Below are 14,294 nucleotides of genomic sequence, written 5' to 3' on the forward strand. Positions count from 1 at the left end.
CGTGCCTTCGGCCCGACCGGCGGCGGGCACAGGAGGTCTGAATCGGATGTTGGACCTGCGCGACCCTGCCCTGGACGCAGCGGCGGTGGTCGCCGCGCTCGGCCTCGCGCCGCATCCCGAGGGCGGCCACTACCGCGAGGTCTGGCGCGACGCGCCGCCGGAGGGCGGCCGCGGCGCCGGCACCGCGATCCACTTCCTGCTCGACGCCGCCGAGCGCAGCCACTGGCATCGCGTGGACGCCGCCGAGCTGTGGCTCTGGCAGGCGGGCGGACCAGTGCTGCTGTCTCTCTCCTCGGACGGGTCGGGGGTGGAGCGCGACATCCGGCTCGGCCCCGATCTCGGCGCCGGGGAGGCGCTGATCGGCGTGGTGCCGAAGGGCTGGTGGCAGGCGGCGCGGCCGGCGGGCGGCCGCTGGTGCCTGGTCTCCTGCACCGTCAGCCCCGCCTTCGACTTCGCCGGCTTCCAGCTGGCGCCACCGGGATGGGAGCCGGGTAAGTGAGCACGAGCCTCGCATGGGACGAACGCTTCTCCGGCGGCGGTTTCCAGTTCGGCGAGGCGCCGAACCGCTACCTCGAGGAGTTGCGCCCCTGGCTCGCGCCGGGGATGCGCGTGCTTGCGCTCGGCGATGGCGAGGGCCGCAACGGTGCCTGGCTGGCCGCGCAGGGGTTGCAGGTGACCTCGCTCGACTGGTCGCGGGTGGGCATGGCGAAGGCGGCGGGACTCGCCGCGCGGCGCGGCGTGGCAATGCGCACCGTCGTCGCCGATGCCGCCGCCTGGGAGTATCCGGAGGCCGGCTTCGACCTCGTCGCCTGGATCTACCTGCATTTGCCGCCCGCCGACCGGGCCGCCGCCGCGCGCGGCGTGCTGCGCAGCCTGGCGCCAGGCGGGATGCTGGCGCTGGAATGCTTCACCCCCGCCCAGCAGGGCCGCCGCAGCGGCGGGCCGAAGATGCCCGAGCTGCTCTGGTCCCGCGCCATCGTGGAGGAGCTGTTCGGCAGCCTGGACGTGCTGGAGTTGCTCGAAGGCACCGTGCATCTCGACGAAGGCCCGCGCCACCAGGGCTGCGCCGAGGTGGTGCGGGCGCTGCTACGGAAGCCCGGGTGAAGATTCCTGGCTCCAGCGTCCCGTCCTTGCGAAGAGCTGCAGCCATCCCTGCGCGGCTCGGCGGCATGGGGTGCGCCTATGTCGAGCGTGATTGGCGCTATGCCGGCCGGGATTTGCCTCTCGGCGCGCCGGTGGCGCCCGGGCGGCTCCAAGCCGACCTTGCCGACTGCGTTGCGAGCCGTGACCCGGCGCGCCTGCACGAATTGGCAGGTGACGGCCAGTATCGCACCGCCGGCATCGTTCTGGATGACGGCCCCCCGCTGGCGGTGTTCGCCTGCATGCGGGAGAAGCGCTGGGTTGCGATGCAGCGGACGGTTCTATTTCCGTGAGGCGAGTGGCTACCGCGCCCGCGCCGCGATGAAGCCGCCGCCGGCCACCATCAGCGTCGCCGCCGCCGCCCGCAGCGTCATCGCGCCCTCGCCGGCCGCGATCAGCAGCAGCGTGGAGGCCACCGGCACCGCATAGGCCAGCGTCCCGAGCAGCCGCGGATCACCGCGCTTCATGCCGACATCCCACAGGAAGAACGCCGCCCCCACCGGACCAAGGCCGAGGAGCGCCACCGCCAGCCACTCGCCCGGCGCCGGCGCGACGCTGCGCTCGAACACCAGGTGCAGAACGGCAGCCAGCGCCGCGGTCGCCAGGCAGAAGCCGGCCACCGCCTCGGTCGGCACGCGTCGGAGGCGGGGCAGGCCGGAGGCCACGGAATAGACCGCCCACACCACCGCACCGGCCGCCGCCGCGACGAAGCCCGGGATTGCCTCAGGCGGGAAGGAAGCGCCCGGCCCCACCAGCAGCGCGCAGCCGGCGAAGCCGAGCGCCACGCCCGCCAGCCGCGCCGGTCCGAGCCGCAGGCCGAGCACGGGCGCCGAGAGCAGCACGATCAGCAGCGGCCAGAGGTAGTTGATGAGGTTCACCTCCACCGCCGGCGCCAGCGCGAAGGCGAGGAAGTAGAGCGCGTGGTAACCGAACAGCCCGCCGACGCCATGCGCCCAGGCGACCGGCGGCTGCCGCAGCGCCGCCCCGCCGCCGCGCGCCAGCACGACGGCCAGCCCCACCGCCCCGCCGACCGCGAAGCCCATGGCGGTGAGTTGCAGTGGCGGAATGCCGGAGGCCAGCCGCGAGAGCAGCGCCAGGAAGGCCCAGAGGATCAGCGCGCCGCAGCCGGCGAGGGTGGCGGGAGTCATGCCGCGGCGTCATAGCGCGCACGCGCTCTGGCCGCGAACCCGGTCCGGTCGTTGCCCGCTGCGAAGATCGGCTGCTACGGTTGCTCGATGTTCCGACGCCGATATGTGTCGGCTGGCCTGCTAGCCCTGGCGGTGGCATCCCGACTCGCGCCAGCGCACGGACAAGGCGCAGGTGAAACGCCGGAGGCCATCGCATCCGGGTTCGTGCGGCGCCTCGGGCTGGGGCGCAATCTCGGCTCACTCGCCGTGCAGGTCGCGCTCCGCACGCAAACCTTCGCAATGGTGGCGGCAGAACTCGGCCCTGCGGAAGCGCATTCCAGGCTGCTGCGTCAGGTGGCCGAAACCGCGCCGCGCCACCAGGACGCCTGGGATCGCAATCTGGCGGCCGCGCATCTCGAGCACCTGCAGCCCGAACAGCTCGCCTCGATTGCCGAGCTTGGTCCGCGATCCCCGCACTTCCAGACGCTGCTCACCAGCCAGGATGCCATCGGCCGGAGCATGCAGGCGCGGTCGGGACAACTGCTCCAGGACATCGTCGCCGAGATCATCGGAGCCCTGTTCCGCCAGATCGTGCCGCGCTGAATGGTCCAGCGCGGGCGGCAGCGCCCGAAGCTGCGAACCGGCCCTGCGGGAAGCGCAGGACGCTGCAGGCCGGACTCGCGCCCCCGGTTGCGCCTTCAGCGGTTCGTCCGCCCCTTCTCCTTGCGCGGCAGCGCGTTGCCCTTGCCCGCATCGTTCATCACATCGCCCTCGAAGGTGTTCTCGCCCTCGATCGTGGCCGGATCGGTGCCGCGGCCGAAGGTGCCCTTGCTGGCACCGATGCCCGGATTGCGCTCGAGGTCGGAGGGCGGGCGCGGCACGTCCGCGCCGGGACCTTCGCGGCGGTCCTGTTCGTTCTTCGGATGCTTGCTGCCGGTCATCTGCCGCTCCTCCATCTGAAGAGGAGCCAACGGCCTGGCGACCCCGCGCGTTCCGTCAGCGCGGCAGCGGCTTGTAGTCCAGCGGGCGCAGCAGCGTCCCGTAGAGCGCGACCTGCCGCCAGACATCGCCGGTGACATAGGGATCCTCGGCCCAGAAGCGCTTCGCCTGCTCGTGGCTGGTGTGCCGGGTGATCGCGACCGAGCCGACCATGCGCCCCTCCGGCGCATCGAGGATCGCGCCGCCGAACAGCAGCGTGCCGTCCTCAGCCAGCGGCCGCACCCGCGCCATATGCGCCGGCCGCGCAGCCGCCCGGCGCGCCTCGGCGCCCTCGTCCAGCCCGTCCATGGCGATGGCGATGGTGTGGCTGCGGGGGCCTGGCATGGCGCTGCCGGGGCTCGGCCAGGGGGCGTAGGGCAGTGGCGCGATCCGGAAGGGATGCGTCTCGATCCGCTGCCACACGTCGTCGCACGCGAATGGCTCGGCGGCGAGGTAGGCGTCCACCCCTGCCTGGTCCGCCACGTCCAGCACCATCAGCGAGCCGAGGCTCTGGGCCTGCTCGTCATGCAGCGGCAGGCCGAGCACCAGCCGCCCGGCTTTCGCTTCGGCCGCGATGAAGGCGACATGCGCATCCCGCGCGCCAAGCCGCCGCGCTGGTGCCTCCGCATCGTCGCCATCGAAGGCGAGGATCAACCAGGCCATGTTGGCCGCCCTTCCCAGAACTTCCGCCCTCTGGTGCCCTGCCGCGGTCTTGCCGCGGCAGGATGAGCCGGAGCGCGCAGGATCAGCACCAATCCGGGCTCCCCATGAGGCCGCGCACCGGCGTCATGGGGAGATCAGTACATGTGCTGCCCGCCATTGATGGACAGCGTGGAACCGGTGATGAACTCGGCGTCGTCGGCGGTGAGGAACACCACCCCGCGGGCGATGTCCTCGGCATGGCCGAGGCGGCCGATCGGGATGCGCGCGACGATCTTCTCCAGCACCTCGGGCGGCACGGCGCGCACCATCTCGGTGTCTACATAGCCGGGCGCCACCGCGTTCACGGTGATCTTGTTGCGCGCGCCTTCCTGCGCCAGCGCCTTGGTGAAGCCGTGGATGCCGGACTTCGCGGCGGCGTAGTTCACCTGGCCGAGCTGCCCGGCTTGGCCGTTGACGCTGCCGATGTTGACGATGCGCCCGAACTTGCGGGCGTTCATGCCATCCCACACCGCCTTGCACATGTTGTAGCAGCTGCCGAGGTTGGTATCGATCACCTCGTCCCACATCTGGCGCGTCAGCTTGCGCATCATCGCATCGCGCGTGATGCCGGCATTGTTCACCAGGATCTCCACCGGGCCAGCCTCGGCCTCGATCCGCTGCACCGCGGCGATGCAGGCCTCGAAACTGCCGACGTCGAACTTGTAGCAGGGAATGCCGGTGCGCTCGGTGAAGGCCTGGGCGGCGGCGTCGTTGCCGGCATAGGAGGCGACGACCTTGCGCCCCGCAGCCTGCAGCGCCTCGCTGATCGCCGCGCCGATGCCGCGCTGTCCGCCGGTGACGAGTGCCACGCGTGCCATGCTGGTCTTCCCTCCGTGAGCCTTCTGCGGCCCGGCGCGCTCTTCGCGCCGTCCCTGCCGTTATCCTTGCAATACTGGCGGGCAAGGGCAAACACGCATCACACGCAGATCGCGAAAACGCCTCGAGGCGGATCAAGGAAAGGTGACACGGAGCCGCCTGCCCCTCTGGCCGAGCCGGGGCCGCGCAGGAAATTTCCCGGCCCCTCGACTCCGATCTGGCGCGGGCTCCGTGCCGGAGCTTCCCGTGCTTTCACGGCGAAGCACCGGCGCCGGGGCGGGCCAATCTCACCGCGGCTGCATCATTTTGCGGGACTTAACTCGTGCCGCAAGCGTCACAACCTGTGGTGGAACATCGCTGCGAGTGATTGCGCCTTCACGCCGACGTGACCAGTGTGCCACACGGATAGCGTGTTGCGCCGCTGGTGGTGCGTTTGGCTGCTCATCAAGGTTGGATTCACATGCACACCAAGACAGACCGGGACAAGGCGGCGTTGCCCTCGCGGGATCATTCGGCACTCCTGATGATGCTGGCCTATGTCGAGGCTGAATGCCGCCGGCTCGGCGCCGAGGCTGCGGCAGAGCATGCCGCCATGGCTGCCGCCCTCGTCACCCGCCCGGCCGCGGTGCTGTCGGAGGCAGCGCGGGCGATGCACTGACGCGGCGCTATCCCCGCCGCAACAGGAACAGCCCCTGCTCGCCGAACAGGTTGGCGAGCCAGGGGGAGCGCTTCCAGGGGCTGCGAAGCCCCTTGTCGTCCACCGCCAGCCAGCGCTCCACCACATAGCCGTCCATCGCGCAGAGCGCGAAGAAGTCGCGGATGGTGCAGGGGTGGATGTTCGGCGTCTCGTACCAGGGGCGGTCCCAGGTCTCGTTGTCCGGCATCCGGCCCGCGGTGAGCAGCGTCCAGCGCAGCTGCCAGTGCCCGAAATTCGGGAAGGAGACGATGGCGTAGCGTCCGATGCGCAGCATCTGGCGCAGCACCTCGCGCGGCTTCTCCACCGCCTGCAGCGTGCGGCTGAGCACCACGTAGTCGAAGGCGCCATCGGGGTAGAAGGCCAGGTCGGTGTCGGCGTCGCCATGGATCACCGGCAGGCCGGCGGCCACGGCTTCCGTCGCCTCCGCCATGTCGATCTCGATCCCGCGCGCATCGGCGCCCTTCTCGCGGGTCAGATGCTCGATCAGCGCGCCGTCGCCGCAGCCGATGTCCAGCACGCGCGCGCCGGGCGCCACCATCTCCGCGATCAGGCGAAGGTCGAGCCGCATGTTCTTGGCGACGAAGCGGATCTCCTGCGGCGCGTCGGGCATCAGACGATCCCCGCCTTCACCGCGGCCCCGCGCAGGAAGCCGCCGAGCGCGCGGTGGAACACCGGCTCGTCCAGCAGGAAGGCGTCGTGCCCCTTGTCGGAGGCGATTTCCACGAAGGAGACATTGGCCGCCGCCGCATTCAGCGCGCGCACCAGCGCGCGGCTCTCGCTGGTCGGGAACAGCCAGTCGGAGCTGAAGGACGCCACGAGGAAGCGCGTCGGGATGCCCCGGAAGGCGGCCGCCACGTCGCCGCCATGCGCCGCCGCCAGGTCGAAGAAATCCATCGCGCGCGTGATCGTCAGGTAGCTGTTGGCGTCGAAGCGGCGGACGAAGGTGCTGCCCTGGTGGCGCAGGTAGCTCTCCACCTCGAACACGTCCTCCAGGAAGGTCAGCGCCGAGGCGCCGCGCAGCCGCCGGCCGAACTTCCGACCCAGCGCGGCTTCGGAGAGATAGGTGATGTGCGCCACCATCCGCGCGACCGAGAGGCCCTTGGCCGGTATCCGCCCATCCTCCCAGTAGCGGCCGCCATTCCAGTCCGGGTCGCCATGGATGGCGGCGCGGCCGACCTCGTGGAAGGCGATGTTCTGCGCGCTGTGGTAGGTGGCCGTCGCGATCGGCGCCGCGGCGACCACCATCTCCGGATAGGTCGCCGCCCATTCCAGCACCTGCATCCCGCCCATGCTGCCGCCGACCACCGCCAGCAGCCGCGCGATGCCGAGGTGATCCACCAGGCGCTTCTGCGCGCGCACCATGTCGCGGATGGTCACCTGCGGGAAATCGGTGCCCCAGGGCCGGCCGAGACCGCGGCCCTCCGCATCGCTCATCTCCTCCGGCGGCCCGGAGGAGCCCATGCAGCCGCCGAGCACATTGGCGCAGATCACGAAATAGCGCCCGGTGTCGATCGGCAGGCCCGGGCCGACCACCGCCTCCCACCAGCCGGGCTTGCCGGTGAGGGGGTGCGGCTCCGCCACGTACTGGTCGCCGGTCAGCGCGTGGCAGACCAGCACGGCATTGCTCTTCGCTGCGTTGAGCGTGCCATAGGTGCGATAGGCCACCGCCAGCGGCGCCACCACCGCCCCGCAATCCAGCGCAAGCCCGTCCTCGAACAGGAGGCGCTGGTGCTGGAGTGGCTGGAAGGGGGCGAGGGCCTCGGTCATGCCTGCTGCGCGGGGCGCGTATCGCCCCTGATGGGCGGGTTGGCGCGCAGCAATAGGGCCCCGGCGCCCGCCCGGCAACCGCCACCCACCGCCCGGCAAGGCACCGCGCCCGCCTTGGCGCGCCGGGCGCACGGTTCTATGCATCGCGGGGGATCAGGAATCGCATGCCCGACACTGCCAAACTCGCCGCCGCAGAGGCCGGGGACGCCGCCACGCCTGGCGCCGACCTGGTGGCGTTGCGCACCGAGATCGACCGGCTGGACGATGCCCTGCACGACCTGTTGATGCGCCGCGCCGAGGTGGTCGCCCGCCTCGCCGCCAGCCGCACCAAGGGCAACGGCCCCGCGCTCCGCCCGGGGCGGGAGGCGCTGATCCTGCGCCGCCTGCTCGCCCGCCACGCCGGCCCGCTGCCGCGCGCCGCGCTGGTGCGGCTGTGGCGCGAACTGCTGGCCGCCACCACGGCGATGCAGAGCCCGCTGACCGTCGCCGCCTGCCTGCCGGAAGCCGGGATGGAGGTGCTGCGCAGCCATCTCGGCCTGGCGGCACCGGTGAAGCGCCTGGGCAGGGAGGCCGCGGCGCTGGCGGAGAGCGAGGCCGGCCGCGCCGCGCTGGTCGCCCTGCCTGCCAGCGGCCGATGGTGGCGCACGCATTACCCCTCGCGCCTGTTCGCCACCGCACGCCTGCCCTTCTTCGGCACTGCCGACTGCACCGTCTTCCTGCTCTCCCCAGCCCCGCCCGATGCCTCCGGCGACGACCGCACCCTGGTCCGCGTGCCGGTGCGCGGCGAGGCCGGCTTGGCCGCCGCCGGCCTGCCCCCCGCCGTGCTGACGCGCGAGGACGATCTCGCGCTGGTCGAACTGCCTGGGATGATCGCCCTGGGCGATCCCCGCCTCGCTTCGCTCGGCGCCACCGTGCTCGGCGCCTACGCCACCCCCGTCGCCGCCTGACGCCCCACACCTGCCCTCAGGGTTGAACGCCGCCATGACCGTGATGCCGCGCCCCTCCATCCTCTCGGTCGAGCCCTATGTCGGCGGCGAATCGAAGGTCCCGGGGGTGAACCGGGTGATCAAGCTCTCCTCCAACGAGGGCGCCTTCGGCCCGCCGCCCTCCGCCATTGCCGCCATCGCCGAGGCGGCGAAGGAGGCACACCGCTACCCCGATGGCGGTGCGACCGCGCTGCGCGAGGCGATCGGCGCGCGCCACGGCCTCGACCCCGCGCGGATCGTCTGCGGCAATGGCTCGGACGAACTGCTGACCATGCTGATCCTCGCCTATGGCGGGGAGGGGACCGAGCTGATCATGTCCGCCCATGGCTTCATGATGTACGACTTGGCCGGCCGCTGGGCCGGCTGCCGCGTCATCAAGGTGCCGGAGAAGAACCTGACGGCCGATGTGGACGGCATGCTCGCCGCGGTCGGGCCGCGCACGCGGCTGATGTTCCTCGCCAACCCCAACAACCCCACCGGCAGCATCCTGCCGCAGGCCGAGGTGGACCGCCTGCGCCGCGAGCTGCGCGAGGACGTGCTGCTGGTTCTGGACAGCGCCTATGCCGAATACGTCTCGCGCCCGGACTACGATCCCGGCGTGAAGCTGGTGGACGCCACCTCCAACACCGTGATGTGCCGCACCTTCTCCAAGATCTACGGGCTGGGCGGCATGCGCGTGGGGTGGTGCTACGCGCCGCCGGCGATCGTGGACGTGCTGGGGTGCGTGCGCGGACCGTTCAACGTCAACGCCGCCGCCATGTCGGCGGCCATCGCCGCGCTGGCCGAGCCCGGCTGGGTGGAGAAGTCGGTCGCGCACAACGCCGAATGGCGCGCGAAGGTGACGCAGGCGCTGACTTCCGCAGGCCTCAAGGTCTGGCCGAGCGAGGGCAATTTCGTGCTGGTGGATTTCGGCGACGCCGCGCGCGCGAAGACGGCCGACGCGCATCTGCGCGGCCGCGGACTGATCGTGCGCGCCATGGGCGGCTACGGCCTGCCCGCCTGCCTGCGCATCACCATCGGCACCGCCGAGGAGAACGGCATGGTCATCGAGGCGCTGACGGAATTCGCCCGTGGTCGGTGAGCCCCTCTTCGACCGGCTCTGCCTGCTCGGCATCGGCCTGATCGGCTCCTCCATCGCGCGCGTCGCGAAGCAGCGCGGCGACCTTGCGCGCACGATCGTCGCGCATGCGCGCAGCGCCGCCACGCTGGATCGCGTGCGGGAACTCGGCATCGCCGATGTGGTGGAGCCGGATGCGGCCAAGGCGGTCGAGGGCGCCGACTGCGTGATCTTCTGCGTGCCGGTCGGCGCCTATGCCGGGCTGATGAAGGTGGTGGCGCCGCACCTGGCGCCGGGCTGCATCGTCAGCGATGTCGGCTCCACCAAGGGCAGCGTGGTGCGCGACCTGCTGCCGCTGATGCCACCAGGCACGCATCTGGTGCCCGCGCACCCGATGGCCGGCACCGAGCATTCCGGCCCCGATGCCGGCTTCGCCGAGCTGTTCGACGGCCGCTACACCATGATCACGCCGATCCCCGGCGGCGACCCGGCGGCGGTGGAGAAGATCGCCGAGTTCTGGCGCCGCTGCGGCAGCATGGTGGAGACCATGGACCCGGTGACGCACGACAAGGTCGTCGCCATCGTCAGCCACCTGCCGCATCTGATCGCCTTCACCATCTGCTCCACCGCCGACGACCTGGCGGAGGAGACGAAGGAGGCGGTGCTGAAATTCGCCGCCGGCGGCTTCCGCGACTTCACCCGCATCGCCGCGAGCGATCCGACCATGTGGCGCGACGTCTTCCTCAACAACCGCGAGGCGCTGCTGGAGATGCTCGGCCGCTTCGTGGAGGACGCGCATGCGCTGGGCCGTGCGGTGCGCTGGGGCCAGGCCGAATACATCGAGGACCGCATCCAGCGGGGGCGGAAGATCAGGCGTGGGTTGATCGAGCGGCACCAGGCCTGACGCCCGCGGTTTTCGCTTGCCCCGGCCCCGTCACGCGGCGCCAACTTCGCCGGTGGTCGCAGGAGACGGCGCATGGTCGAGGCGGGCAATGCCGGCGCGGCCGATACCGCGCGCCTCTGGGCAGCCGGTGAGGCTTATGAGCCCTATGTCGGCCGCTGGAGCCGGATGATGGCGCCCAGCTTCCTGGCCGGTCTCGGCGTGGCCGCGGGCGGCCGCTGGCTCGATGTCGGCTGCGGCACCGGCGCGCTGACCGGCGCCATCCTCGCCGGCCACGGTCCCGCCGCTGTCACAGGCGTGGACCCGTCGGAGGCCTTCCTGACCTTTGCGCGGTCCCGCGTCATTGATCCGCGTGCCGAGTTCCGCCAGGGCGACGCCCGCGCCTTGCCGGTGGAGGATGGCGGCTTCGATGCCGTGGTCAGCGGCCTGGTGCTGAACTTCGTCCCCGACCCGGCGCAGGCTGCGCGCGAGATGCGCCGCGCCGCACGCCCCGGGGCGCGGGTCGCGGCCTATGTCTGGGACTATGCCGAGGGCATGCAGATGATGCGCCGCTTCTGGGATGCGGCGGCCGCGCTCGATCCGGAGGGCGCCGGCGGCCGCGACGAGGCGCTGCGCTTCCCGCTCTGCCGGCCCGAGGCGCTGCGCGCCCTGTTTGCGGAGGCAGGCCTGGCGGAGGTGGAGGTGGCGGCGATCGACATGCCGACCGTCTTCCGCGACTTCGACGACTTCTGGCGCCCCTTCCTCGCCGGCGGCGCGCCGGCGCCGGCCTATTGCATGGCGCTCGACGAGGAGCGCCGGGCGGCCCTGCGGGAGCATCTGCGCGCCAGCCTGCCGACCGGGCCGGATGGTTCCATCGCCCTCTCGGCCCGCGCCTGGGCGGTGCGCGGCACGGCCTGAAGCAGCGGGGGACGGCGCGGCCCTACTGGGACGCCAGCCGCGCCACGCACCACAGCGCCAGCGCGCCGCATCCTGCCGCACCGAGCGCCAGCGCACCGACTCCGGTCCAATAGGCCGCCGGGTTCCTCGCCCGCGTATCCACGCCGGTCCTGTGTGGCAGCTCGCCCGTCCGCAGCGCCTCCGCCACCTGCCAACCGGCCAGCGCCGCGAGCGGTGCTGCCAGCACCAGGCCGAACAGGACCTGCGCCCCCGGCGTCTCCGCCACCCAGGCCGTCACCGCCAGCAGCAGCGCCGCCAGCACGGCGACCAGCGCCGCCGTGCGCGCCAGTTGCCGCAGCGCCTCGCCGAGCGGCATGCGCTCAGGCGGTGGCGGGGTCGATCGGCGTCGCCGGCACGCCCGCCGCCTCGATCACGGCGCCGGCTTCAAGCAGCAGGTCCTCGCGATACCGCCCCGCGAGCAACTGCACCCCGACCGGCACGCGGCCGACCAGGCCCGTCGTCACCACCAGCCCCGGCAGCCCCATCAGCGGCAGGCCGACCTGGGTCAGCTGCGCATCGATGATGCGGCTGAAGCTCTCCGGGCTCTCGACGTCGCTCTGGTCGCGGAAAGGCAGCTCCGCCGAGACCGGCGAGATCGCCACCGGATAGCGCTCGAAGAACAGCATCCATTCGCGCAGGAAGGTCGCACGCTTCTGCAGCCCGTCCATGAAGCCGAACAGGTCCGGCTCCGGGCAAAGCGCCTCCATCTGCGCATAGACGAAATTCGCGTCCGGATCGTCCTCCTGCGCGAAGGCCTTGTTGAGCCCGCGCCGGCTTTCGGCGAGCCACAGCATCGCCTGGATCTTCGCTGGCCCGCGCAGCGGCGGCAGCGGCACTTCCTCCACCGTCCAGCCAGCTGCTTCCAGCCGCTTCGCCGCGTCGCGCAGCGCCGCTTCCACCGCCGGCGCGGTAGGCATGCCTTCCGGCTTCACGCAGAGTGCCGCGCGCTTCGGCGCGGGCGGCCCCTGCATCGGCGCATCCACCCACCAGGGCTCGCGCACGTCGCGTGCGCACATCGCCTCGAAGGATAGCTTCACGTCGCCGATGGTGCGCGCGATCGGCCCGCTGACGGCCATCAGCTGCCCGCCGATGTGTCGGTCTGCGAAGGAAAGGTTGATCGCCGGGATGCGCCCCAGCGTCGGCCGCAGCCCGTGCACGCCGCAGGCGTAAGCCGGATAGCGGATGGAGCCGCCGATATCCGTGCCATGCCCCATCGCGCCGATCCCCGCCGCCGTCGCTGCCGCGGCGCCCCCGGAGGAGCCGCCCGGCGTGATGCGCGGATCCCACGGGTTCTTCGTATGCCCATGCAGCCCGTTGCGGCAGAACCAGCGCAGCGAGAAGGCCGGCGTGTTGGTCCGCCCGAGGATCACCGCGCCGGCCCTGCGCAGATTGGCGACGACAGGATTGTCCGCCGTCGCGACATGATCCTTCTGGATGCGCAGCCCGTTGGTCGTGGCCCAGCCCTTCTGGTCCACGTTGACCTTGATGGTGATCGGCACGCCGGCCATCGGCCCGGCATCCTCGCCGCGCGCGATGGCGGCATCCACGCGCGCGGCCTCGGCCAGCGTCTCCTCAGGCCGATGGTCCACCACTGCGTTGATCGCCGGGTTCGCCGCGTCAAGCCGCGCCAGCGCGTCCTTCGCCACCTCCGTCGCGCTGGTCCGCTTCTCGCGGATCAGGGCGGCGATCTCGGTTGCGGGAAGGCGCCAGAACTCGGTCATCGCGTCACGCTCCACTCTGCACGGGACGGATGCTCCGCCGCATGCGCCGGCGCGTCAACGCTGGCCGAACTGGGGCTCCCGCTTCGCCAGGAAGGCTGCCTTGCCCTCGGTGTGGTCGGTGCTGACGAAGCAGGCCGCCTGGAACTGCCGCTCATCCTCCAGCGCGCGCTCCAGCCCTTCGGCCAGGATGCGCTTGGTCAGCGCGATCGGCAGCGAGGCCTGCGCGGCGAGGAAGCGGCCCATCTCCGCCGCCACCTCCAGCGCGCTGCCCTTCGGCACCACGCGGTCCACCAGCCCCATCTCCTCGGCGTGCCGCGCATTGATCTGCGTGCCGTAGAGCAGGATCTGCCGCGCCCGCCCAACGCCCACCCGCGCCGGCAGGGTGAAGGGCAGGCCGAGATCGGCCATCAGCCCGACCTTGCCGAAGCCGGCCATGAACCGCGCATCCTCGGCCGCCACGATGGTGTCGCAGGCGCAAGCCAGCGAGAGGCCCGCGCCGACGCACCACCCCTCCACCGCGGCCACGATCGGCAGGCGCCCGGCCACCATCAGCCGGATGATGCGGTGCGTCCGCCGCATCCGCTCCAGCCCCGCTTCCAGCTCCGTCACGTTCATGCCGGAGATGTCGCCGCCGGAGCAGAAGGTGCCGCCCGCGCCGGTCAGCACGATGGCGCGCACCGCCTCGTCGCCGCTGGCGGCATCGAGGATGTCGTGCAGCTGCTCCCGCAGGCCGAGCGCGAGCGCGTTGCGCCGTTCCGGATAGTCGAGCGTCAGCGTCAGCACGCCGCCGTCGCGCGCCTCATGGATGCGCATGTCAGGAATCCGTGTGCAGCGTGGCGCTGGTCTTCGCCTGCAGCTCCGCCAGCGACATGCCGGGCACGATCTCCTTCACCACGAAGCCGCGCCCCGGCACCACATCCACCACGGCCAGGTTCGTGTACACCCGCTGCACGGCACCCTTCGCCGTCAGCGGATAGCCGCAGCTCTCCACCAGCTTCGGCCGCCCATCCTTGGTGGTGTGCTCCATCACCACCCAGAGCCGCTTGGCCCCCGCCGCCAAATCCATCGCGCCGCCGACGGCCGGCGCCGTGTCGTTCTCGCTGGTCGCCCAGTTCGCGATGTCGCCGTTCTCCGCCACCTCGAAGGCGCCGAGCACGCAGAGGTCGATATGCCCGCCGCGGATCATCCCGAAGCTGTCGGCGTGGTGGAAGAAGCTGCCGCCCTTGCGCAGCGTGACCGGCTGCTTGCCCGCATTCACCAGCCAGGCATTGACCTTGTCCGGCGCCGGCGCGGGGCCCATGCCGAGAATGCCGTTCTCGGAATGCAGGATCACCTCGCGCTCCTCCGGCACATGGTCGGCGACCATGGTGGGGATGCCGATGCCGAGATTGACGAACCAGCCTTCGGGGATGTCCTGCGCGACGCGCGCGGCCATCTGCTGACGGTTCCACATGCTCGCGTCTCCT

19 protein-coding genes are annotated in these 14,294 nt (G+C 71.7%); 9 read left to right on the forward strand and 10 right to left on the reverse strand.

The features are described from left to right. Positions 1-46: 46 nt before the first annotated feature. The 3 genes from ACESM1_RS15405 to ACESM1_RS15415 are packed head-to-tail and all read left to right on the forward strand — an operon-like array spanning position 47 to position 1,433. On the forward strand, positions 47-499 hold the full coding sequence (locus ACESM1_RS15405; protein WP_372621472.1) for a cupin domain-containing protein: 453 nt from the start codon (positions 47-49) through the stop codon (positions 497-499). Continuing rightward, positions 496-1,104, forward strand: a complete 609-nt coding sequence (locus ACESM1_RS15410) for a class I SAM-dependent methyltransferase (RefSeq protein ID WP_372621474.1) — start codon at positions 496-498, stop codon at positions 1,102-1,104. Before ACESM1_RS15405 ends, ACESM1_RS15410 begins: the two co-directional genes overlap by 4 nt. Continuing rightward, positions 1,101-1,433: a hypothetical protein gene (locus tag ACESM1_RS15415; protein ID WP_372621476.1), complete on the forward strand. Its 333-nt coding sequence runs from the start codon at positions 1,101-1,103 to the stop codon at positions 1,431-1,433. The genes ACESM1_RS15410 and ACESM1_RS15415 overlap by 4 nt, the downstream gene beginning before the upstream one ends. A gap of 9 nt (positions 1,434-1,442) precedes the next feature. Here the strand turns inward: ACESM1_RS15415 and ACESM1_RS15420 are convergent, their stop codons facing one another. Beyond that, complete coding sequence (locus ACESM1_RS15420) at positions 1,443-2,288, reverse strand: DMT family transporter (protein WP_372621478.1); 846 nt, start codon at positions 2,286-2,288, stop codon at positions 1,443-1,445. A 246-nt stretch (positions 2,289-2,534) separates the two neighbouring features. Here ACESM1_RS15420 and ACESM1_RS15425 point away from each other — a divergent pair, with 246 nt between their 5' ends. Next, entirely contained in the window at positions 2,535-2,870 is a 336-nt protein-coding gene (locus ACESM1_RS15425; RefSeq protein ID WP_372621480.1) for a hypothetical protein, read from the forward strand. 95 nt (positions 2,871-2,965) lie between these two features. On the opposite strand, the gene ACESM1_RS15430 is transcribed toward ACESM1_RS15425, so the two are convergent. The 3 genes from ACESM1_RS15430 to phbB all read right to left on the reverse strand — a co-directional run bounded on the left by ACESM1_RS15430 (position 2,966) and on the right by phbB (position 4,765). Then, positions 2,966-3,208 (reverse strand): hypothetical protein, encoded by a 243-nt coding sequence (locus ACESM1_RS15430; protein ID WP_372621481.1) that lies wholly within the window; start codon positions 3,206-3,208, stop codon positions 2,966-2,968. Between the two features lie 55 nt (positions 3,209-3,263). After that, positions 3,264-3,908, reverse strand: a complete 645-nt coding sequence (locus tag ACESM1_RS15435) for a YciI family protein (RefSeq protein WP_372621483.1) — start codon at positions 3,906-3,908, stop codon at positions 3,264-3,266. Between the two features lie 134 nt (positions 3,909-4,042). Continuing rightward, positions 4,043-4,765: an acetoacetyl-CoA reductase gene (gene phbB, locus ACESM1_RS15440; protein WP_372621485.1), complete on the reverse strand. Its 723-nt coding sequence runs from the start codon at positions 4,763-4,765 to the stop codon at positions 4,043-4,045. 458 nt (positions 4,766-5,223) lie between these two features. Here phbB and ACESM1_RS15445 point away from each other — a divergent pair, with 458 nt between their 5' ends. After that, positions 5,224-5,421, forward strand: a complete 198-nt coding sequence (locus ACESM1_RS15445) for a hypothetical protein (protein ID WP_372621487.1) — start codon at positions 5,224-5,226, stop codon at positions 5,419-5,421. A 7-nt stretch (positions 5,422-5,428) separates the two neighbouring features. On the opposite strand, the gene metW is transcribed toward ACESM1_RS15445, so the two are convergent. Continuing rightward, positions 5,429-6,028 (reverse strand): methionine biosynthesis protein MetW, encoded by a 600-nt coding sequence (gene metW / locus ACESM1_RS15450; protein ID WP_372621590.1) that lies wholly within the window; start codon positions 6,026-6,028, stop codon positions 5,429-5,431. Positions 6,029-6,069: 41 nt separating this feature from the next. Continuing rightward, on the reverse strand, positions 6,070-7,227 hold the full coding sequence (locus tag ACESM1_RS15455) for a homoserine O-acetyltransferase MetX (RefSeq protein ID WP_372621489.1): 1,158 nt from the start codon (positions 7,225-7,227) through the stop codon (positions 6,070-6,072). A 164-nt stretch (positions 7,228-7,391) separates the two neighbouring features. On the opposite strand from ACESM1_RS15455, the gene ACESM1_RS15460 reads away from it, so the two are divergent. The 4 genes from ACESM1_RS15460 (at position 7,392) to ACESM1_RS15475 (ending at position 11,068) form a co-directional block, all read left to right on the forward strand. Further along, the gene (locus ACESM1_RS15460) at positions 7,392-8,174 is read left to right on the forward strand and encodes a chorismate mutase (RefSeq protein WP_372621491.1); all 783 of its coding nucleotides are present in this window, start codon (positions 7,392-7,394) and stop codon (positions 8,172-8,174) included. Positions 8,175-8,208: 34 nt separating this feature from the next. Then, positions 8,209-9,294, forward strand: coding sequence for a histidinol-phosphate transaminase (hisC, locus tag ACESM1_RS15465; protein WP_372621493.1), 1,086 nt, complete (start codon positions 8,209-8,211; stop codon positions 9,292-9,294). Then, a complete protein-coding gene (locus tag ACESM1_RS15470) occupies positions 9,284-10,174 on the forward strand; it encodes a prephenate/arogenate dehydrogenase family protein (protein WP_372621495.1) in 891 nt (296 codons plus the stop codon). The genes hisC and ACESM1_RS15470 overlap by 11 nt, the downstream gene beginning before the upstream one ends. A gap of 72 nt (positions 10,175-10,246) precedes the next feature. Next, positions 10,247-11,068 carry a class I SAM-dependent methyltransferase gene (locus ACESM1_RS15475; RefSeq protein WP_372621496.1) on the forward strand — a complete coding sequence of 274 codons (822 nt, stop codon included), beginning with the start codon at positions 10,247-10,249 and terminating at the stop codon, positions 11,066-11,068. 22 nt (positions 11,069-11,090) lie between these two features. On the opposite strand, the gene ACESM1_RS15480 is transcribed toward ACESM1_RS15475, so the two are convergent. Genes ACESM1_RS15480 through ACESM1_RS15495 form a run of 4 tightly spaced genes read right to left on the reverse strand, consistent with a single transcriptional unit; the run spans position 11,091 to position 14,281 of the window. Further along, positions 11,091-11,423, reverse strand: a complete 333-nt coding sequence (locus tag ACESM1_RS15480) for a hypothetical protein (RefSeq protein ID WP_372621497.1) — start codon at positions 11,421-11,423, stop codon at positions 11,091-11,093. A 4-nt stretch (positions 11,424-11,427) separates the two neighbouring features. Beyond that, on the reverse strand, positions 11,428-12,828 hold the full coding sequence (locus ACESM1_RS15485; RefSeq protein WP_372621499.1) for an amidase family protein: 1,401 nt from the start codon (positions 12,826-12,828) through the stop codon (positions 11,428-11,430). 54 nt (positions 12,829-12,882) lie between these two features. Next, positions 12,883-13,641: an enoyl-CoA hydratase/isomerase family protein gene (locus tag ACESM1_RS15490; protein ID WP_372621501.1), complete on the reverse strand. Its 759-nt coding sequence runs from the start codon at positions 13,639-13,641 to the stop codon at positions 12,883-12,885. Position 13,642: 1 nt separating this feature from the next. Then, the gene (locus ACESM1_RS15495; protein WP_372621503.1) at positions 13,643-14,281 is read right to left on the reverse strand and encodes a 3-oxoacid CoA-transferase subunit B; all 639 of its coding nucleotides are present in this window, start codon (positions 14,279-14,281) and stop codon (positions 13,643-13,645) included. Between the last annotated feature and the right edge of the window lie 13 nt (positions 14,282-14,294).

The organism is Falsiroseomonas sp. (genome assembly GCF_041690465.1).
GTDB lineage: Bacteria > Pseudomonadota > Alphaproteobacteria > Acetobacterales > Acetobacteraceae > Falsiroseomonas.